Genomic DNA, 19,059 nt, shown 5'->3' on the forward strand with positions numbered 1-19,059 from the left:
TACCGCAAGGCCTTGGAGCTGGGGGAGCCCGGACGTGCAATGCAGATGCTGGCTGACCGGGAGCGCTTCGTGGGCCAGCACCGCGAGCAGGCCTTCGCCGCCGCGCAGGGCCGGTACCAGCTGACGGGAGATGCCAATTCGTTCGTGCCCTTCGTGAACCGCTTCATGCCTGGTGGCATCGAGGTGAAGGCGATCAACCGGCGCGCGGAGCAGGCCGGCGGCGCGCCGCTGTATGACTTCGTGGGGGTGGACACGGCGACGGGCAAGCCGGTGCAGCAGCCTATCAGCGAAAGCATGCTGCAGACGTTCGTGCGCAGCATCAGCGATCCGAAGGCGCAGCAGGCCATGGTGGCCCAGCAGGCCAAGCTGCTTTTCGATGCCGAACAGAAGCGCCGCGAGCAGGTGCTGGCGAGCCAATTGCGAAGCGACGAGGAACTGCGCAAACCGCGCGTCCTGGGCAAGGACCAGACGTTGTACCTGCCCGACGGGAAGGGGGGCATGCACGTTGGCGCCCAGGGCACCGAGGCTGGCAAGCCCAAGATGACCACGTCCGACAAGGATTTCGCCAACCACGTCATGCGCCTGTTCAAGGTCGACAGCATGGAGGGGCTGGGCGAGGACGAGCGAAAGCGCGTTGGCGGAATCATTGCCACTGGCGAGAACATCAACCGGCTGAACGCTGGCACGCCCGCCGGCGAGGTTCTGACCGCGGGGAACCTGGCGGCCCTGGCCCAGCAGGTGCAGGCCGGCACCGCCGAGATCATGCCCATTCAGCTGGGCGATCGCCAGTTCGGCTTTGGCGTTGAACACGAGGGGCGACTGGTTCGCCTGCCCGTGTCGGTCGTTCCCAAGGACGTGCAGGACAAGATCCGCGCGCGGCTGCAAGAGAGCCCCGCACCCGGCGGCGGCCAAGCGGCGCCATCCGCGCCCGCGACCCCGACCCGGCCTGTGCAGGGACCGGCTGGCAGCCCGACGCCGGCGACGCCCGCGCGCGCGTCGGCCGCGCCGTCCACTGCCGCGACGACGCCACCTGACAGCGCCGAGGGCGCTCAACTCGATGCGGCCCGCGCTGACCTGCGCCAGGCCGAGGCGCTTGTCCGTCAGCTGCGCACGAAGCCTCCCGGCTTGAAGGCTGGCCAGGACGCGCGCGCCAGGCATGCCGCCCAGTTGCAGCAGGCGGAGCGCGATGTCGAGCTGGCCCGCGTGGCCGAGCGCGCAGCTGCCGAGCGCTGGGCCCGGGCTACCGAAGGATCCGAAATCACGCGCGCCGCAATGGGCCGCACCACCGCTGAATAGAGGGAACAGATGGAAAACTTTGAAAATCCCGCTGACGGGATCGAGTTCAAAGACAACGTGGCGGCGCGTCGCGATCAGGTCCGCGCCGACCTGGATGTCCAGTTTTCGGACGCCGGCGCGCCGGCGGGCGCCGCCGGCAAGCCCTTGCCGTTCACTTTCCGCGTCGCCGATTACACGCGACCGCAGCAGGATGGCGGCGGCATTGAGTTCGTCGACTTCCCGAAGACGCTCGCGGGCGGCGCGATCAAGGGCGCCGGCAGCGCCGTGCGCGGTGTGGGGAAGGTCGCCGAAGGCCTGGGCCGTGTCGGCGTGACGGCGGTGAATCAGGCCTTCGATGCCGGCCTGGAAGTCCCCACGAACCCCCTGGAGGGCGCAGCCGATGCTACCCACCGGCTGGGTGAGCGCGTGCTGGATTCTCGGACGGCCGAGGCGAAGCGGCGTGAGGCGGATTCGCAGCCGGCTGGCGATCTGGACAAGCCGGACACCTGGACGCTGGGGCGCGACCCGTCCGCGTCGGGCCTGGCGCTGCAGGCGCTGAATGCCGGCGGCTCGAGTGCGCTGCCGGTGCTCGCGTCGATGGCCGCAGGCCCTGCTGGGATCGGTGCACGCATGGCCGCGGGCGCGGCTGCCGGCGGGGCCATGGGCGGCGGCAACGCGATCGAGCAGGCGCGCGAAACCATCGACGGGTTGGACGATCAGCAGCTGGCCGCGGCGTCGTCTGCGTATCGGGATCTCATCGCGCAGGGTGTCGCTCCGCAGGAGGCACGGGCGCGGGTGCGCGCCGACGCCGAAAATGCCGCCTTCGTGCGCACGCTGCCTGTGTCCGCTGTTGGCGGCGCGGCTACCGGCCGGATCCTGTCGCCGGCCGGCCGCGTGCTGGGCGACCGCGGCGTCGTGGCGCAGACGTTGGGCAAGGCGGCCTTGGCGGGCACCGAGGAGGCCATCCAGGAAGTGGGCGAAGGGTATGCCACCCAGAAGGGGATCAACGCAGGCGCGGGTATGCAGCTCGATCCGCTCGCGGGGTCGTTCGGCAACGCGGCGCTGGGCTTCGTTGCCGGCATGGGGCCGGGCGCGGTGCACGGCGCGACCGAAGGCGTGCGTCATCGCAGCATGCCGACGGCGTCGAGCCTCGAGGCGGGCGACGTGCTGCACGCCAGCGGCAAGCCCTATGTGACGGCCAGCGCCGCGCGCCAGCGCGCCGAGGAGCTGGGAGAGGGGGGCGCAGGTGCTGCGCTACGAAAACGGCTTCATCGTGCGGCCTGCCGCCGCGGCGGACCCGCAGGTCGCTGGCGCCGCGCCGGCGGCTGTCGAGGGCGCCAGCAGCGCCGAGGGCGCGCCGGCCACCGCGGACGCGGTGAGTGCTGATGGCCAGGCCTCGGGCTTTGCGCCGCGCCAGCAGGTCTACCTGCGGCAGAACGGCCGCGAGCTGCCCGTCGAGTTCCTGGGCGTGGAGAGCAACGCCGCGACGGCGCGCCCCGGTGGCGAGCAGCTGGCCCGGATCCGAACTGCCGACGGCCGCGGGCGTTTCGTGCGGCTGGGCGAACTGTACGCGGAGCCCATGGCGGGCAACTCGCTGCGCCAGGCAATGGACGGCCCGGCGGCGCTCGAGGGGCCGGAAGCCTTGCCCGTCTTGGACGGCCCCATCCAGCGCGAGGCATTGCCGGCGCCGGACGGGTACGCCGCTGGCGAGGGCTTCGTCGCCCGTGAGTCGTGGCGCATGCCGGCCAATGCGCCGCGCGGGATCCGCAACAACAACCCGGGCAACATCCAGAAGGGCGTCGGGTTCGCCGGCGAAATTGAGGGTAACGATCCGCGTTTTGCCACGTTCGACTCGCCCGAGGCTGGCATCCGCGCCACGGCGGTCAACTTGCTCACCTATCAGCGCCAGCACGGCCTGGACACTGTGCAGGGCATCCTGAATCGCTGGGCACCGCCGTCCGAGAACCAGACGGGCGAGTATGTGCGCGAGGTGGCGCGCGCCATCGGCGTGGATCCCAACCAGCAGCTGGACCTGAGCGACCCCCAGACGTTGACCCAGCTGACGGCCGCGATCATCCGTCACGAGAACGGCATGCAGCCGTACACGGCGGCTCAGGTAGAGGAAGGGGTGGGCGCCGCACTGGCAGGGGCGCCAGCGCGCCGGGCGCTGCCGGCGCCGGTGTACCAGGTCGACGGCGAGGGCGTGGCGGCCACCGCCGGCCAGCGTGACGCCGAGCTGGCGCGCCAGGCCGCTATGGGCATGACGCCGGACGTGATCGCCGCCGGTGAGCGCCACCCCGGTGCCGCAACCGATGCCGCCGCTCACGAGGCTGCCACGTCCCCAGCGAACGACAGGCCGGAGCCGACCGACGCCCAGAAAGAGGCCGGCAATTACAAGGTCGGACACACGCGCATCGCAGGGCTCGATATCTCGATCGAGAACCCCGAGGGATCGGAGCGCCGCGGCACGTCCCCCGACGGCAGCGCCTGGGCCAACAAGATGGCCGGGCACTACGGATACATCCGCCGCACGAAAGGCGCCGATGGGGACCAGGTCGATGTGTTCGTTCGGCCCGGCACCACGCCCGATTTCTCGGGGCCGGTGTTCGTCATCGACCAGGTTGATCCTGCCGGTGGTCGGTTCGACGAGTCCAAGGTGATGCTGGGCTACGACACCCGCGAGGACGCCGAGCGCGCCTACCGCGACAGCTACACGCCGGACTGGCGTGGTATGGGCAAGGTCACCCAGATGGACGTGCCCACCTTCAAGCGCTGGATCGACGAAGGCGATACGACGCGGCCGGCCGCCGATTCCGGTCTGGGTACGCTGGTGGCCGAGCCCGACATTACCGCCAAGGGTGGCCGGCCCTTCCTGACCCGTGGCGCGGCCCAGCGCGCCGCCACGCTGCACGGAAATGCTGACGTCGAACCGGCGGAGGGTGGCTTTGTGGCGCGCCCGCGCACCGGCGAGCCCCCGCGCGAGGCGCCGGCACCGTCCGCGGCCGACTTCGCCCGTGGCGCGCGGCGCGACTTCCTGCAGATGGTGCGCCAGGCCGGCGGCATCCGTCCCGAGTTGGCCGCCGATATCTACGGCGATCGCGCCCACCTGGCGAATCGCCGGGTGCCGGGCCTGTTCCGGCAGGGTGGGATGGACGCCGATCGCCTGGTGGAGGCGATGCAGCAATCGGGTTACCTGCCGATGGATGGCGACACCGTCGACCTGGCGGGCACCGCGATGGATCGCGTGCGCGAGGCGATGGAAGGTGAGGCCGTCTATTCGCTCGAGCAGATGGACGAGGCCGCCCGCCGCGCGTATGCTGAACAGCAGGCCGAGCGGTTCAGCGATGCCAAGGATAAAAACAAGCTGGCCGAGGATCTTTTTGGCGCGATCGACGCCATGCCGGCCGACACGACCATGCAGGAGCTGGCGGCGCAGTTCGATGCCGCGGTCTACCTGAGCGAGCAAGGAATTACCGATGTCCCTACCCAAGAAGCCATCATCGAGCGAGCCTCAATCCAGGCCGACGGAGACCCCGGCGTCTTCGAAACCGCAGTTAAGTCCCAAGCAGCAGCGCTTGGTCGACGGGACGATGGCAATTCTCAACGCCCTGCGCAACAGTCAGGAGCGGGAGGCAATGGAGCAGGCGCAGGTAGTGATAGCCAAGGCAGCCCGCAAGGACTGACCCTCGAAAGCCCGACGCCTGACGGGCTACGGGCGGCGGCCAACGAGCAGGCCGCCCAGCAGCAACAAGCCACCATTGAGGCCCGCGAGGCCGACCGGCGCGCTACGGCCGATGCCGCGCGCGACGACTTCGCCCTGACCGGCAGCGACCGGGCCGCCGACCAGGCGGCAGCGCGGGGTCAGCAGGAACTGGTGCCGGCGGCCGCGGTGCCCGCCACCGCCGCGCAGGAGCAAGGCGCGCCCGCAGCCGGCGATGCGCCGACTGCCCGCCCCGGTGGCCGCATCGAAGATTTCGGCGAAACGTTGCAGGGCGCCCGCAAGCACCACGCCGAGCAGTACGCCGAGCGCATGCGCCAGGCCGAGGCGCTGCCGATCCGCGATCATGCGCTGGCCGAGACCTGGCCGGAGCCGAACTACGCGAAGCTCCTCGAGGACGGCGCCGATCCGTTCCTGGTGGCGCTGGTGCACGCCAGCCGCGACGAGGTGCCCAGCAAGCCGCGCAAGGGGTGGAAGCTCAAGGGCTGGGCCGACCAGGTGCAACGGCTGCGAGAATTCTCCGGCGAGCTGCTGGGGGGGCGGGATCAAGGGCGCCGACGTGCGCGCCATCCTGGACAAGTCGCAGGATCTGCGCGACGTCTACGGGCGGGCCCAGCTGTACGAGGCCGTGGGCCATGACAGGTCCCTGCGTGGCGTTTCCCTGCGGTCGGCCGACTACAGCGTGTTCGCCGGCGAGAGGTTCGACTCGCCGCGCCGGATCTGGACGGTAGAGCGCAAGGCGTCCACCGGCATGGGCAACTGGCCGGAGATCACCGCCAAGGGCGACAGCGCCGCGGCGGCGATCGCCGACTTCAAGCGCGCGATGGATGAGCTGGCGGGCGAGCCCGCGCCGGCGCGCGAGGTGCGCTTCGATATCTACTCGCGTCCGCGCATGCCAGGCTTCTACATCGGCAAGAAGGTGGGCCGGACCTACATCGACTTGCAGCACTTCGACGACGTCAAGGCCGCTCGCGCCTATCTGGCCGACAACAAGGAGCAGCTGACCCAGCGGCTGGACGAGTTGAAAGACGTTCCTGCGCATCGGCGCGAGACGAACGCGCCCCGGGTGGGCGTGGACCACCGTGATGGCGGTGACGTGACGCCGGCGCAGTTCAGCGACGCCTTCGGTTTTCGAGGAGTGCAGTTCGGCAACTATGTCGAGGGCGGCCGCCGCCAGGCGGATCTGAACGAAGCCTACGATGCCCTGATGGATCTGGCTGGTGTCATCGGTGTGCCGGCGCGCGCGCTGTCGCTGAACGGCGAGCTGGGCCTGGCCTTCGGCGCGCGCGGCGCCGGCGGCAAGGATGCGCCCATGGCCCACTACGAGCCCGGCCAGGTGGTCATCAACTTGACGAAGAAGCGCGGCGCCGGTTCGCTGGCGCATGAATGGTGGCACGGCCTGGACAATTATTTCTCCCGTCGCGGCGGCACGTCGGCCGGCTACGCCTCGGAGTCAGGGAGCGCAACCACCGGGATCCGGCCGGCGATGGCCGAGGCCTTCGGCGCGCTCAAGCAGACGATCGGCCTGATCGGTATGCGGGAGCGGTCGCGCAAGCTGGACGAGCGCAAGGCGAAAGACTACTGGTCCACCGGCCGGGAACTGTCCGCGCGGGCCTTCGAGAGCTACGTCATTGCCAAGCTGGCCGACCAGGGCGCCGCCAACGACTACCTGGCCAACGTGGTGCCGGAGAAGGCATTCGGCGACGAGCTGGCCTACCCGTACCCGACCGCAGCCGAGATCCCGCAGATCCGGGCGGCGTTCGATCGCTTTTTCCAGACCGTGGAGCAGGTGCCCGGTGACGGCGGGCGGATTGGCCTCGAGAGTCGGGGCGACGGCGGGCAGGGTGTCGACCCTGCCGAGGCGCGGCGCCAGGCGGCCGACTTCATGGGCAAGCTGCCGGGCGCGGCCGCCCTGCGCGTGTCTGTGGTGGAGCGCGTCGATCAGATCCCCGAGGGGGCGAAGCCGTCGGCGCTGGCAGAGGGGGCGTACTATCCGGCTGGCGACGGCGGCCGGATCTACCTGGTCGCGGAGAACCTGCCCACGGCGGAACGCCTGCAGCAGGTGCTGGCGCATGAGGTTGTCGGCCACTTCGGGGTCGAGGCGCTGCTGGGCGACCGCTTCCGTGACGTGCTGGCCGACGTGCGCCGCCTGGCTCGCGCGCCGGATGGCGCGCACATCCCGCGTGACGCGGGCCCGGACCATGCGCACTATGCCACCTTCGAGGCGGTGACGGCACGCTATCCGGACTACTCGGCCGCCAACCGCGCGCGGGAAGTCCTGGCGCGCATGGCGGAGCAGGGCAAGCGCCCGGTGTTCCTGGAACGTTTCTACGGCATGATCCGCGCCGCGCTGCGGCGGCTGGGCTTGAATCTGCAGCTGAACAACGCCAACATCCGCAAGATGGTCGTCGACGCCGGCCGGTTCCTGCAGCGTGCGCCGGCGGCGCGCGTGAGCGCCGGCATGCAGGAGGCGGCGGCTTCGATGGCGGCAAGCCGCGGGAGCGATGCGGGCGGGGCCGGCGTGACCGTGCTGACAGGACAGGAGCTGGGCGCGCCCAATCAGGATGCCAAGGAGCTGCGCGACGCGGCGCGGGCCTGGGCGACGGACAATTTGAAGGGGAAGGATTTCGTGAACCGGGCGACCGGTTGGAAGGTGCAGGTCAGCCAGCGCGGCATCAAGGAGTCGCTGTCGCGCAGCGCCCGCATCAGCAAGATCCAGTCCATGGCGGCACTTCCTGGCCTGATCGAGCAGGGCATCCTGGGCCATTCTGAGGCCAACCGCAACAAGCAGCGCGACCCGTTCACCAGCCAGGTGCATACGCTCTATGCCCCGGTCGAAATCGCAGGCCAGGACTACCTGGCGCGCCTGGTCGTGAAAGAAAGCGCCAACGGCCACCTGTTCTACGATCACGACCTGTCCGACGTGGTGGAAGCAAAGCGCCCCGACAACACGTCCGCCGTAAGCATTCCCGCTTCCAAAGCGGGCGCAGACCGGACGCCGTCAGGGCGAACCTTTACGGTAGAAGATATCGCGGCGATCGTCAACAGGGAGGGGCGCGCCGGCTGGGTGTTCGACCCCGGGGCCATGGAGTCCCGCCGTCGCCAGGAAGAAGCCCCGCCCGCCGCGGGGCTTCGTTCTTCTGGCCCTGTGGAATCCCGCGCAGCTGCGGCGACTGCCGGCGCGCCGCCGGCGCAGCCGGGCGCGGCCCGCGAGCCCAAGCGCGGCGCCAAGGTCGAGCGCCCTGGCGAGACGCTGTCGGACATTGAGCGGCGCCAGCGCAACAAGTTCCTGGGGAAAATCGGTGCCTGGGCGGAACAGGAGCCCATCAAGGCGCGCCTGGCCAAGGCGTCCGATCGCTGGCAGGCCAAGCTGGTGCAAGGCATCTTCGATCAGTTCGCGCCGCTCAAAGGGATCAGCGCCACTGCCTACATGCAGGCGCGGCTGTCCAAGGGCGCCGATGGTGCCGCCGAGTATCTGGTGCGCCATGGCGCGGTCAAGCTGCAGGATGGCGCGCTGGACACCGCCGGCGGCAAGGGGCTGGCCGAGATCCTGGCCGACTTGAATGGCGAGCACGATCATTTCATGGCCTGGATCGCCGCCAACCGCGCGGAGCGCCTGGCCGCCGAATGGCAGGTGCGGTTCGACAATGGCGTGACCGAGCGCTTCTCCAGCGAGGCCGCGGCGCGCGCCGAGGCGGCGAAGTGGCCCGGCGCCAAGGCCGAGCCCGCGTCGCGCGAGCGGCTTTTCTCGCCCGAGGATATCGAGGCCGGCAAGCGTCTGGAACAGGGCAAGATGGCAGACGGCCGCGACCGCGCCACCGTCTACCGGGAAGCCCTGGGCCAGTTCAACGAGCTGCAGCGTTCCGTCCTCGACGTGGCGCAGGAGGCGGACCTGGTCGATCCCAGCTCGCGCAAGCTGTGGGAGAGCGAGTTCTATGTGCCGTTCTACCGAGTGATGGAGGATGACGCCACCGGTACCATGGGGCCCGGCCAGATCGGCGGCCTGGTGGGCCAGCACGCATACAAGCGCCTCAAGGGCGGCACGGACAAGCTGGGCGACCTGGTCGCCAACACAGTTTCCAATTGGTCGCATCTGCTGTCCGCCAGCATGAAGAACCTGGCCGCGCAGGGCGCGCTGCAGGAGGCGGAAAAGCTGGGTGTCGCCACGCGGGTGCGCCAGGCCGAGCGCGGCAGTGTGCGCGCCATGTTCGCCGGCCAGGAACGCCACTACCAGGTGTCCGATCCGATGGTGCTGAACGCGCTGACGTCGCTGCATTACGTTGGCTCCAATGACCCATTCACCAAGGCGGCGCGCAAGTTCAAGCACGCGCTGACGGTGGGGGTGACCATCAGCCCGACCTTCCGCGTGCGCAACTTGCTGCGCGACACGATCCAGGCCATGGCGATCGACAACAACCTGTCCACCAATCCGCTGCGCAACCTGGTGGACGGGTGGAAGGCGACCGGCGCCGAGAGCGACACCTGGCGCCGGCTCATGGCTGGGGGCGGGGCAGTGCGCTTCGGATCCTTCAACGACGGCAACGCCCGCAACGTGAAGCGCCTGGTCGACGAACTGGGCGCTCATCCCGACGACGTCATCACGTCGCCGGCCGGCATGGGCCGGGCGCTGCGCAAGGCCTTCGACTGGTACCAGGAAACCGGCGACCGGTCCGAGACGATCAACCGCGCGGCGATCTACCAGCAGGCGCGCAAGGCTGGCCGCAGCCACCTGGAGGCCAGCTACGCCGCGCGCGACCTGATGGACTTCACCGCCGGCGGCACGTTCTCGGCGGTGCGGATGTTGTCCCAGGTGGTGCCGTTCTTCAACGCCCGCCTGCAGGGCATGTACAAGCTGGGGCGCGGCGCAGCCGCAGACCCTGCCCGGTTCGCCGCGGTGACGGGTGCTGTAGCGATGGCGTCGGCGCTGCTGTACTTGGGCATGAAGGACGACGACGACTACAAGCAGCTGCCGGACTGGGCGCGCAATTCGTTCTGGATCACGAAACTGCCGGGCACCGATCATTTCGTCTACATCCCCAAGCCGTTCGAAATCGGCGCCCTGGGCAGCGTCGTCGAGCGCGGTACCGAGCTGGCTTTCGGCGGCGAGGATTTCCGCCTGCGCGACTTCGGCCGGACGGTGGGCGCCATCCTGAGCGAGCAGCTGTCGATGAACCCGGTTCCGCAGCTGGTCAAGCCGGCCATGGAAGCCGCGTTCAACTACGACTCTTTCCGCGAACGCGACATCGACAGCGTCGGGCAGCAGCGCCTGCCGGCCGGCGATCGCTTCACGGCGTCGACCTCGGCCGGGGCGGTGGCGCTGGGCAAGGCATTGGGCCTGTCGCCGCAGCGCTTGGAGCACCTGGTGCGCGGCTACTTCGGCTGGCTGGGCACGCAGGCGCTGAACGTGTCCGACCACCTGGCGCGGCCGCTGTCCGGCCTGCCGGAAAACCCGCGTCGCGACCTGAGCCGCCTGGATAACTGGTTCGTCGTGGGCGACTTCGTCAAGGAGTCGGACCCGCGCTCGAGCAAGTACATCCAGCGGTTCTACGACGAGCAGCGCGAGGTCAACCAGGTCTACGCCGCCTTCTCGCAGGCGCGCGAACTGGGCGACCTCGATCGCGCCCGCGAGCTGGCCGGCGACGACCGGATGCGTCTGCGCGCGTTGTTCAAGGCTGCCGACAGCCAGCTGCGAGACGTCAACCTCAAGATCAAGGCGCTCGAGCGGGCCAGCATCCCGGCTGACGAGAAGCGCACGCAGCTGGACCTGCTGTACCGCGCCCGCAACCGCCTGGCCGCGCTGGCCGACCAGCACGCCCGCAGCGCGCGCCCCTGACGCCAGCCTTTCCGATTCACCTGCCGCGCGCCCTTGGGCGCGCTTTTTCATTGAGGAGCAACCATGCCCGGATTCAACCTATCGGCGCGCAGTCTGCAGCGCCTGGATGGGGTGCACCCCCGACTTGTCGAAATCGTCAAACTGGCGATTCAGCGAACGACGGTGGATTTCACTGTCGTGGAAGGGGTGCGCACGGCGGAGCGCCAGCGCGAGCTGGTCGCCCAAGGCGCCAGCCAGACGCAGAACAGCCTGCACCTCAAGCAGCAGGATGGCTTTGGTCACGCCGTCGACCTGGCGCCTCTCGTCGGCGGCACGATCCCGTGGAACGACTGGGAGCAATTCCGCCGCCTGGCCGACGTGGTCAAGGCCTGCGCGGCCGAGCTGGGCGCGCCGGTGGAGTGGGGCGGGGACTGGAAATCGCTCAAGGACGGTCCGCACTTTCAGCTGCCGCGCGGCTGGAAGGCAGCAGCATGATGAACGCCGGCGCGAAAGTGGCCGGCCTGCTGCTGGGCTGGCGGGGATACGCCGCCGCAGTGGTGGTGGGCGCAATTGCCGCCGGTGGCGCGGCTTGGACTGTGCAGGCTTGGCGCTACACGGCACAGCTGGCGGAAATGCGCGCCGACCACGCCGAGAAACAAGCCGCGCAAGCCACGACTACGGTTGCAGCCCTAGAGGCCGTCAGAAATGAAGAAAGGCGGCGCATGGCCGCCTTGGAGATTGCCCGTGATGATGCCCAGAAACAGGCCGCTGCCGCGGCTGCTGACGCTGCTGGCGCTCGTGATGAGCGCGACCGGCTGCGCGCCCGCGCAAACACGTTGGCTCGCGCCGCAGTCGCCCGTGACCCCACCCTTGCCGACGGAAGCCCGTCAGGAGCCGCTGCCGTCGATCTGCTCGCCTACATGCTCGGACGGGTTAGCGAACGAGCTGCGGAGCTTGCGGGAATTGCAGACCGTGCCCGCATCACAGGACTGACCTGCGAGCGGGCGTACGATTCACTGGGCGTCCGGCCTTAGGTGGCTTGCGCCTCGTAGGCGCGCTGGGTCTGGCGCAGGTCTTCGGTGTACCAACCGGTGAGCCATGCCGCAGTCCGCGCCGGATGCCCGAAATCTTGCTGGTCCGGTCGGATGTTCAGGTTGTCACGCCGCGCTTGACGGCCCATCACCTGGAACGCGGTGCATTCGTCCATCAGGGTCGGCTCGTGATGCCCGATATCGGTGATCTGGCCCATGGCATGGCGTACCACGTTCAGATCTTCCGCAGGCAGTTCCAAGCTGGCAACAAGATGGAACAGCGTGTTGTACGTCATCTGGCGGCTATTCTCGCCGTCGGTGGTGTACTTGCGCCAGTGCTGCTCGCTGACGTGGGCCAGTTTGGCCATCTGCTTGCCAGACAGGCCGAGTTTCTGCTGCAGTTGCCGGAGGGCCGCCGGGGTGGGCGGGGTGTAGGTGCTCTGGATGTTCATGAGAAAAGCCTCGCAATGTGATTGTTGACCGCCCGGGCGGCCTCGAGAGCGGCCTGGGCGTGATTTGCGCGGGACTGCTTGCGCGGAGCCATCATAACAAATGGGATCATGAAAAGTCAAGATCGCGCATTTGGGATCATGCGAGGACCGTATCTGTGCCGTTGTTGCCCTGGCCTGCGGCACCGTGGGCGAGGCGCGAAGTTGGTCGAGGAGGCGTGGCCGAAATGAAAAAGCCACCCGAGGGTGGCTTGATCAAGACGCCTACTGGATCTGCTAGAACCGCGTTTCCTTCGCGTGCAGGCGGCTATACGCGCTGGGGCTGGTCGGTTGAACCTTGTAGGTCTCCAGAGAAACTACACCTGCGCGGACCAGTCGATCAAAATTCTCACTTACTTGGGCCAGTCTTTCCCGATCTTCGGGGGTGCGTGTGGCGAGTTCTTTGAGCATGACTTCGGTAGTCTTTTCGCTGAGATGCATGGCGTTCCTCAAATTTTCCGGTAGTGAAGAAAAAAGGGGCCGGATTGCTTTTCGGCAAATTCGATCAGCAGCTCGGAGTACTGCCGCATCGATCCCCTCAATTTATCATCACTGCCGTAATTTTCAATCCGTAATTTAAGGCCGTTTTGTAGCCTGTTGATGCCGATCATTCGGCCGTGCGAGTGCCAGATCCTGTTGTCGCTCAGGTCTCTGGCGATCTGCTCCGCCCGTTCCTGCTTCTGTTCCACGGTGACTTGCGAGCCCGGGTTCGTCGTGGTGTGAGTGTCCCAGTCCTTGAACTTGTACTTGACCAGCCACTCTTTAAGCAGACTGACGGAAAGATCTCTAGCTTGTTCGTAACGTCTAAGTGTAGCGAGGTCCAATCGTTGCAACATCATGAGCTCGGCGTCAGTGAGCCTGCTTGCCGCCGATTTATCGATGAATTCTTGGACCTTGTCGATGTAGCCGAGAGCAGGAACTAGATCTCCATTCTGAAGGCTGACCTGGGGGTCAATCGGACCGAGCGAAGATGTGTAGTCCATGAAGATCTTGTCGCCCGACATGCAGAAAATGGTGCCTGCCGACATGGCTGAGCGGGGTACCGCAAAAAATACCTCATCGAAGTGATGGCGGACAACGTCGACCATCTTTTCGACAGCTTCGACGATACCTCCTGGGGTATCCAAGACGATCGTCAAACGCCTCGGGAATTCGTACTTACCCATGTCTCGCGCTGCAACCACGTTCTCAACGCTTTCGATGAATAGTCCCAGTACAGCGGGATGAATCGGGCCGAGGTAGGCGAGAATCGGGCACTTGAAGTGCTCCTCTAGTTGGCCGCAATAAAAGTCAAGCCCGTACCCAATGTGAGTGTCTAAGTTTGCCATTTGTCTCGTATCTATTTGTCTATAGGAGCGAGCCTTGTGCGGCTTTTCCTTACGTAGGGATACTGTCACAACCAGACAAAATTTATCACGTAATGCCGAATGACATCCTGCGCCCATGTTGCATCCCCAGTTCGCAATGGCTAACTCGTCCATTGCATCCACCAGCCCTGGTAGTAGCGCACGCCGGCGATCTCCTCGAACCCAGCAACCATCATGCCGCGGTCAGACCCGAAGGTGAGGAGCTGGGGTTCGAGCAGGTCAGGGATGGCGCTCGGAACGGTGGCACCGAATTTGGCCAGGGCCTCCATGGTCATGCGCGGGACATGCCTGTTTAGACCCTGGTGGAGCATGGAGTACATCCGGACCGTGCCCACTACGGGTTGGCCTGGGTCGTTGTCGTGGCGGCGTTCGCCGAGGTGGTGTGTCCGGAGGACGGTGCATTGGAGTCGCACGGTCTTGCTCTAAAAATACTGTATGGACATACAGTGTAAACAGTCCTAGAATTCGCGCAATTCGGCCCCGATTTCGGCCGAAAGGGGACGGAGCATGGCCGACGCAGCAGACTGGCAGCAGCGGGACGAGTACTACTGGGCAGGGCCTGGCGGGTGGACGATCTGTCGGGTGTTCGTCGACGGGTGCTGGCAGCATGAACTGTGGGCTGCGAACGGCATGCGCCAGGGGATGGAGTTGACGCTGGCCAAGGCCATCTTGCTCTACGACAAGGTCAAGCCGGCGGCATAGGCTGGACGGGGTCGATGGCGTCGGGCAACTGGTACTTGGAGCTGCCCACTTCCTGGCGCACGGGGTGCCAGGTGAAGGCCGCTTCGGGTAAGCCCTGCTCGAGCAGCGCAAGCGCCTGCGCGGTGGGGAATTCTGGGTCCATCCAGTGGATGGCCAGGTCAGGCGGCAGTGCCAGCGGCCGGCGGTCATGGACATCGATCATGCCGCCCGCGGCGTCATTGGTGACGATGGCGAAACCGTGGGCCTCGTCCTTCTCGGCGTCCGGCCTCCAGTTGCTCAGGCCGGCGAAGAACAGGGGCGCATTGTCGGTGGCGTGGATGTAGTACGGCTGCTTGGGCGGCTTCGGCCCTTCGGCGAGGGGCTTCCATTCGTACCAGCCATCCGCCGGCACCAGGATGCGGCCGCGCGCGGTGAGCATCTTCCACGGCCAGGCGCCGGCGAGGATCTTGTCCAGCCTCGCGTTTGACATGAGGTACTTCGAATTGTGCGGGCGCCAGCCCCAGTGCAGGCGCTCCAGTTCGAAGTCGCCGGCCAGGCGATGCATTGCCATCGGCCGCGTACCGGGCGGGATGTTGTAGCGCGGGCCGGCCGGGTCGGCGAACACCCGGCGCGGGTTGGGGAACATGCGCTCGACGTAATCGAGCGGCCCGGACTTCTGGACGATGCGACCGCACATGATGTGCTCCTGGCCAGCACAGTGGCCGGTAAGGGGCGCGATGAGCCGCCCTTTGGTCTGGTCTACTGGGTTAGTGCGACAGGCGAAGGTAGGGCAGCGTTAGATTGTCCCATTTGGCGGCATGCTCCGACAACCACACTATAGATCGCAACCAGGGATTTTCGCGCTCCTGCTGGTCGCGTGTTTTTGGCTCCCCAACAAGGTCGCCAAAGCGCCATTCCATCAGTTTGGCGTGGCGGTCCAGTTCCATGCTGCCCGCTGCTTCGGAGCCTGGGTGGAGCATGGCCTCGAGAGGCGGCGACAGCACATACAAGCGGCTGTTCGCTTCATGCAGGAACTTATCGATCTCCGCGTCGGAGAACAGGAACTTCGCTTGAGCTTGCGACTGCCTGAAGGCCTCCTGCGATTCGACCGTAAACCAACCGCTCTGCGTCGCTTCCGATAGCAGCTTAGAGACATCGCGATACGTTTGAAGGCGCTTTTCGAACATGTCGTACTTCAACTTGTTCCGTGCGGTGCGCGCGCTCTGATGTGCGATGTACGCGGCTACAAGGCCTATAAGGGGCGTTCCGAAAGCTTGCACCAATGCTGCCGGCGGTGAGGATGTTAGCCAAGTGCCAAAGTCCAAGTGAACCCTCGCGAAGAAGTGGTACCTACAGTGTGTGCCTGTGAAGGCACTGTGCGGCCTACTGGATATTAGATGCTGTCTAATATTCCATCCAAAACGCGCCAATGAAAAAAGCCCCCGCTTACGCGGAGGCCTTTGAATTCTTTGGTGGCGCATCCCTGATTCGAACAGGGGACCTGCGGATTATGATTCCGTCGCTCTAACCGGCTGAGCTAATGCGCCATCCCTATCGCCGCCGGTTTCAATGAAAGCCAAGCAACGAAGAACGAAATTCTAGCACGGAAAATTTTAGGATTGCAAGTAGGGGACGGGCTTTTTTGTTTGGGCCCGCGTGCCGTCCCGCGCAGGCCCCCCTGACGCGCCCTCAGGCATCCCGCGCCAGGCGGATGCCGGAGAACTGCCAACGCGCTTCCGGCGGGAAGAAATTACGGTAGCTTGGCCGGATGTGGCCGCGCGGCGTGGCGCAGGAGCCGCCGCGCAGCACGTACTGGTTGCACATGAACTTGCCGTTGTACTCGCCCACCGCGCCGCCATCGGGCTTGAAGCCCGGGTAGGCATCGTAGGCGCTGGCGGTCCATTCCCAGGCATCGCCGAACAGCTGCGCCGGGCCGCCGCTGCTCAATCGGGCGGGCGCGGGACGCGGATCCAGGTGGCCGTTTTCCAGCAGGTTGGCGCGGTTCGACCAGGCGCCGTCGGGCAACTGCCGCGCGGCATGCTCCCACTCGGCCTCGCGCGGCAGGCGCACCCGGGCCCAATGCGCATAGGCATCGGCTTCGTAGTAGCTGATGTGCGTGACCGGCGCCTGCAATTCCAGCTCCTGCATGCCGCGCAGCGTGAAGACGCGCCAGTCGTCGCGCTGGCCTTCCCAGTACAGCGGCGCGCGCCAGCCTTCCGCGCAGACCCGTTCCCAGCCCAGCGACAGCCACAGTTCGGGCCGCTTGTAGCCGCCGTCGCGGATGAAGGCCAGGTATTCGTGCTGCGTCACCAGGCGGTCGGCCAGGTGGAAGGGCGCCAGCAGCACGTCGTGCGCGGGGCCTTCGTTGTCGAAGGCGAAGCCCTGTCCGTCGTGGCCGATGCGGACCACGCCGCCGTTGTAGCGGGTCCAGCCGGCGGGCGTGCCCGGCGGCAGCGCCGGCGAACCCGAGGCCACGTAGGCCGGCTTGAGCGGGTTGGCGGACAACAGGTGCTTGAGGTCGGTCAGGATCAGCTCCTGGTGCTGTTGCTCGTGGTTCAGCCCCAGCTCCAGCAAGGCGTCGAAGGCCGGATCGTTGCCGCCCAGCCGCGCGATCAGGTCGTGCATGGCCTGGTCGACATGCTGGCGATAGCGCATCACGTCGGCCAGCGGCGGCCGCGTCAGCAGGCCGCGCTGCGGCCGAGGGTGCTTGGCGCCGATGGCGTTGTAGTAGGAGTTGAACAGCATCCGGTACTGCGGGTGGAACACGGGGCAGGGCGGATGGAAGTGCGTTAGCAGGAAGGTCTCGAAGAACCAGGTGGTGTGCGCCAGGTGCCATTTGACCGGGCTGCAGTCCGGCATGGACTGCACCTGGCAGTCCTCGGGACTCAACGGGGCGGCCAGCGCCGTGGTGGTGGCGCGCACGGCATCGTACCGGTCGTGCTGGCCGGCCTGTCCGGCGGCGTAGGGGCCGTTGGCCGGGTGGGTCAGCAGGCAGGCAGGTTCCATGGCGATCCTCCAGGGGCGGGTTGAGGGGGCGCGACGTCAGGCACGGGCGCTGAACACCGAGAACCAGCCGCGGGTGTCCGACCAGTGGCGGATGTCGTGGTAGCCCGCGCGTTGCAGCAGCTCGGTAAACGTTTCGGGCGTGAATTTGTACGAATTCTCGGTATGGATGCGCTCTTGCGCGTCGAAGCGCCGCTGGCCGCCGGGCCAGGCCACGGTGACGGGCCGTCGCGCTTCCAGGTGCATCTCGATGCGCGACTGATCGCTGTTGAACAGCGCCACGTGGCGCCAGTCGTCGACGTCGAAGTCGCTGCCCAGCAGGTCGTTGACGTGGCGCAGCAGGTTCAGGTTGAAGGCCGCGGTCAGGTGCAGGGCGTCGTCGTAGGCCGGCTCCAGCACCTGCCTGGGCTTGACGCGATCGACCCCGACCAGCAGCCCGCCGCCGGCGCATTGGCGCTGGATCCGCCGCAACATGGCCAGCGCGGCGTCCGGGTCGAGATTGCCGATGCTGGAGCCAGGATAGAAGAACAGCCGCTGCTCGGCGCCGATGTCGGCGGGCAGCGCCAGCGCCTGGGAGAAGTCCAGGCCGATGGGCGTGATCCGCAGGTCGGGATACGACAGGCGCAGCCGCCGCGCCGCGGCTTGCAGGTAGTCGGCGGAAATGTCGATGGGGACGTAATGGCGCGGGCGCAGGCTGGCAAACAGCCGCTCGGCCTTGACGCAGTCGCCCGCGCCCAGGTCGATCATGGCCTGCACCGGACCGATGTGGCGCGCGATGTCCTGGCCGTGCCGCGCGAAGATCTCGGCCTCGCAGCGGGTCGGGTAGTACTCCGGCAATTGCGTGATGGCGGTGAACAGCGACGAGCCGAGCGCGTCGTAGAGAAACTTGGGATCGATATGGGCGGGATGATCCAGCAGTCCGTCGCGCAATTCCTGCTGCTCGGCGTTCAGGGGCTGGGGTTGCGGCGCCAGGAACCGCGGGGCGGCGCCGGCGAGCAGGGCGGAGGGAGAGACCATGCGTTCAGTTCCTTTTTGAGGCTGATGAAGCGCATTGCAAAAACACATTGTGGCCGCCAGAGGGGTTCCGGTGTCAAGTTAAGCCACTGAAATGCAATGGACTTTTACGAAATTGGCGGGGGCGGAAAGGCCGTCCGCACACGGGGACGGTACCTATGGCCGTCACCGCGCCTGCCGGGCTCAGCAAGCGCCGCGCCACTGAAATATCGGTTAACGGCTGGTTGCGAAAGCTCGGGCGCGCGGCGGCGGGAATGGCCACAATGGGTTCACGGCCTGGCGGCAAGCCGCAAGGCCCCCTGAGCAACCCGCGACAAGGAGCGACTATGAATCGAAAGCACCAACGCGCCGAAATGGCCCTGCACCGCGACCGCGTGAACGACAGCCTTCACGAGTTGCTTGCCGGTACGGAAGACCTGTTGCGTTCGACCGCCTCATATACCGGCTCTGAAATCGAGGCGGCGCGCGCGCGCCTGACGCGCCAGCTGGCCGAGGCGCGCGAATCCGCGGGCGACTGGGAAGGCGTGGCGCGCGAGCGCGCCCGCCGCGCCAAGGCCTACGCCGATGAATACGTGCACGAGCACGCCTGGAAATCGGTGGGCGTGGCGACGCTGGTGGGCGTATTGCTGGGCTGCTGCCTGCTGGCCAACCGGCGCTGAGTCCCCGTGCC

General features: G+C 67.1%; 15 protein-coding genes, 1 tRNA gene and 1 pseudogene. 8 read left to right on the plus strand and 9 right to left on the minus strand.

Annotated features, from left to right (window positions below; all coding sequences use genetic code 11):
* Window positions 1-39: 39 nt before the first annotated feature.
* The 6 genes and pseudogenes from AOZ49_RS01360 (at window position 40) to AOZ49_RS01385 (ending at window position 11,839) form a co-directional block, all read left to right on the plus strand.
* Complete coding sequence (locus AOZ49_RS01360; protein ID WP_054474013.1) at window positions 40-1,296, plus strand: hypothetical protein; 1,257 nt, start codon at window positions 40-42, stop codon at window positions 1,294-1,296.
* Between the two features lie 9 nt (window positions 1,297-1,305).
* Window positions 1,306-2,661 carry a hypothetical protein gene (locus tag AOZ49_RS01365; protein WP_054474014.1) on the plus strand — a complete coding sequence of 452 codons (1,356 nt, stop codon included), beginning with the start codon at window positions 1,306-1,308 and terminating at the stop codon, window positions 2,659-2,661.
* Between the two features lie 874 nt (window positions 2,662-3,535).
* Window positions 3,536-4,042: pseudogene (locus AOZ49_RS33265) on the plus strand (hypothetical protein); the annotation flags it as partial.
* A 1,297-nt stretch (window positions 4,043-5,339) separates the two neighbouring features.
* A complete protein-coding gene (locus tag AOZ49_RS01375) occupies window positions 5,340-10,826 on the plus strand; it encodes an LPD5 domain-containing protein (RefSeq protein ID WP_197286681.1) in 5,487 nt (1,828 codons plus the stop codon).
* Between the two features lie 63 nt (window positions 10,827-10,889).
* The gene (locus AOZ49_RS01380) at window positions 10,890-11,300 is read left to right on the plus strand and encodes a M15 family metallopeptidase (protein ID WP_054474017.1); all 411 of its coding nucleotides are present in this window, start codon (window positions 10,890-10,892) and stop codon (window positions 11,298-11,300) included.
* Entirely contained in the window at window positions 11,297-11,839 is a 543-nt protein-coding gene (locus AOZ49_RS01385) for a DUF2514 family protein (protein ID WP_231690210.1), read from the plus strand. The genes AOZ49_RS01380 and AOZ49_RS01385 overlap by 4 nt, the downstream gene beginning before the upstream one ends.
* Here the strand turns inward: AOZ49_RS01385 and AOZ49_RS32855 are convergent.
* From AOZ49_RS32855 to AOZ49_RS01400, 4 genes are all read right to left on the minus strand, one after another.
* Window positions 11,836-12,288 carry a helix-turn-helix domain-containing protein gene (locus AOZ49_RS32855; protein WP_197286682.1) on the minus strand — a complete coding sequence of 151 codons (453 nt, stop codon included), beginning with the start codon at window positions 12,286-12,288 and terminating at the stop codon, window positions 11,836-11,838. The genes AOZ49_RS01385 and AOZ49_RS32855 overlap by 4 nt on opposite strands.
* 273 nt (window positions 12,289-12,561) lie before the next feature.
* Window positions 12,562-12,765 carry a hypothetical protein gene (locus AOZ49_RS32290; protein WP_156355553.1) on the minus strand — a complete coding sequence of 68 codons (204 nt, stop codon included), beginning with the start codon at window positions 12,763-12,765 and terminating at the stop codon, window positions 12,562-12,564.
* Between the two features lie 8 nt (window positions 12,766-12,773).
* Window positions 12,774-13,805 carry an SDH family Clp fold serine proteinase gene (locus AOZ49_RS01395; RefSeq protein ID WP_197286683.1) on the minus strand — a complete coding sequence of 344 codons (1,032 nt, stop codon included), beginning with the start codon at window positions 13,803-13,805 and terminating at the stop codon, window positions 12,774-12,776.
* Entirely contained in the window at window positions 13,793-13,966 is a 174-nt protein-coding gene (locus AOZ49_RS01400; protein WP_231690211.1) for a hypothetical protein, read from the minus strand. The genes AOZ49_RS01395 and AOZ49_RS01400 overlap by 13 nt, the downstream gene beginning before the upstream one ends.
* Before the next feature lie 232 nt (window positions 13,967-14,198).
* On the opposite strand from AOZ49_RS01400, the gene AOZ49_RS01405 reads away from it, so the two are divergent.
* Window positions 14,199-14,393: a hypothetical protein gene (locus AOZ49_RS01405; protein ID WP_054474019.1), complete on the plus strand. Its 195-nt coding sequence runs from the start codon at window positions 14,199-14,201 to the stop codon at window positions 14,391-14,393.
* Here AOZ49_RS01405 and AOZ49_RS01410 read toward each other — a convergent pair.
* The 5 genes from AOZ49_RS01410 to egtD all read right to left on the minus strand — a co-directional run bounded on the left by AOZ49_RS01410 (window position 14,377) and on the right by egtD (window position 18,392).
* The gene (locus AOZ49_RS01410) at window positions 14,377-15,069 is read right to left on the minus strand and encodes an SOS response-associated peptidase (protein ID WP_054474020.1); all 693 of its coding nucleotides are present in this window, start codon (window positions 15,067-15,069) and stop codon (window positions 14,377-14,379) included. The genes AOZ49_RS01405 and AOZ49_RS01410 overlap by 17 nt on opposite strands.
* Before the next feature lie 70 nt (window positions 15,070-15,139).
* The gene (locus AOZ49_RS01415) at window positions 15,140-15,559 is read right to left on the minus strand and encodes a hypothetical protein (protein ID WP_156355554.1); all 420 of its coding nucleotides are present in this window, start codon (window positions 15,557-15,559) and stop codon (window positions 15,140-15,142) included.
* A gap of 283 nt (window positions 15,560-15,842) precedes the next feature.
* A tRNA-Met gene (locus tag AOZ49_RS01420) sits at window positions 15,843-15,919 on the minus strand.
* A gap of 142 nt (window positions 15,920-16,061) precedes the next feature.
* Window positions 16,062-17,378 (minus strand): ergothioneine biosynthesis protein EgtB, encoded by a 1,317-nt coding sequence (gene egtB, locus AOZ49_RS01425; RefSeq protein ID WP_054474022.1) that lies wholly within the window; start codon window positions 17,376-17,378, stop codon window positions 16,062-16,064.
* Window positions 17,379-17,414: 36 nt separating this feature from the next.
* Entirely contained in the window at window positions 17,415-18,392 is a 978-nt protein-coding gene (gene egtD, locus AOZ49_RS01430) for an L-histidine N(alpha)-methyltransferase (protein WP_054433272.1), read from the minus strand.
* 323 nt (window positions 18,393-18,715) lie between these two features.
* On the opposite strand from egtD, the gene AOZ49_RS01435 reads away from it, so the two are divergent.
* Entirely contained in the window at window positions 18,716-19,048 is a 333-nt protein-coding gene (locus tag AOZ49_RS01435) for an ElaB/YgaM/YqjD family protein (protein WP_054433273.1), read from the plus strand.
* Window positions 19,049-19,059: the final 11 nt, after the last annotated feature.

The sequence above is a fragment of the Achromobacter sp. 2789STDY5608615 genome, assembly GCF_001298995.1.
Lineage (GTDB): Bacteria > Pseudomonadota > Gammaproteobacteria > Burkholderiales > Burkholderiaceae_B > Achromobacter > Achromobacter insuavis.

Excerpts from the sequence above, each read along its gene's own strand:
- AOZ49_RS01385 (WP_231690210.1), top strand. The coding sequence starts at position 11,297 with ATGATGAACGCCGGCGCGAAAGTGGCCGGCCTGCTGCTGGGCTGGCGG.
- AOZ49_RS32855 (WP_197286682.1), bottom strand. The coding sequence starts at position 12,288 with ATGAACATCCAGAGCACCTACACCCCGCCCACCCCGGCGGCCCTCCGG.
- egtD (WP_054433272.1), bottom strand. The coding sequence starts at position 18,392 with ATGGTCTCTCCCTCCGCCCTGCTCGCCGGCGCCGCCCCGCGGTTCCTG.
- AOZ49_RS01360 (WP_054474013.1), top strand. The coding sequence starts at position 40 with ATGCAGATGCTGGCTGACCGGGAGCGCTTCGTGGGCCAGCACCGCGAG.
- egtB (WP_054474022.1), bottom strand. The coding sequence starts at position 17,378 with ATGGAACCTGCCTGCCTGCTGACCCACCCGGCCAACGGCCCCTACGCC.
- AOZ49_RS01395 (WP_197286683.1), bottom strand. The coding sequence starts at position 13,805 with ATGGACGAGTTAGCCATTGCGAACTGGGGATGCAACATGGGCGCAGGA.
- AOZ49_RS01405 (WP_054474019.1), top strand. The coding sequence starts at position 14,199 with ATGGCCGACGCAGCAGACTGGCAGCAGCGGGACGAGTACTACTGGGCA.
- AOZ49_RS01415 (WP_156355554.1), bottom strand. The coding sequence starts at position 15,559 with ATGTTCGAAAAGCGCCTTCAAACGTATCGCGATGTCTCTAAGCTGCTA.
- AOZ49_RS01365 (WP_054474014.1), top strand. The coding sequence starts at position 1,306 with ATGGAAAACTTTGAAAATCCCGCTGACGGGATCGAGTTCAAAGACAAC.
- AOZ49_RS01410 (WP_054474020.1), bottom strand. The coding sequence starts at position 15,069 with ATGTGCGGTCGCATCGTCCAGAAGTCCGGGCCGCTCGATTACGTCGAG.
- AOZ49_RS32290 (WP_156355553.1), bottom strand. The coding sequence starts at position 12,765 with ATGCATCTCAGCGAAAAGACTACCGAAGTCATGCTCAAAGAACTCGCC.
- AOZ49_RS01380 (WP_054474017.1), top strand. The coding sequence starts at position 10,890 with ATGCCCGGATTCAACCTATCGGCGCGCAGTCTGCAGCGCCTGGATGGG.
- AOZ49_RS01375 (WP_197286681.1), top strand. The coding sequence starts at position 5,340 with ATGCGCTGGCCGAGACCTGGCCGGAGCCGAACTACGCGAAGCTCCTCG.
- AOZ49_RS01435 (WP_054433273.1), top strand. The coding sequence starts at position 18,716 with ATGAATCGAAAGCACCAACGCGCCGAAATGGCCCTGCACCGCGACCGC.
- AOZ49_RS01400 (WP_231690211.1), bottom strand. The coding sequence starts at position 13,966 with ATGACCATGGAGGCCCTGGCCAAATTCGGTGCCACCGTTCCGAGCGCC.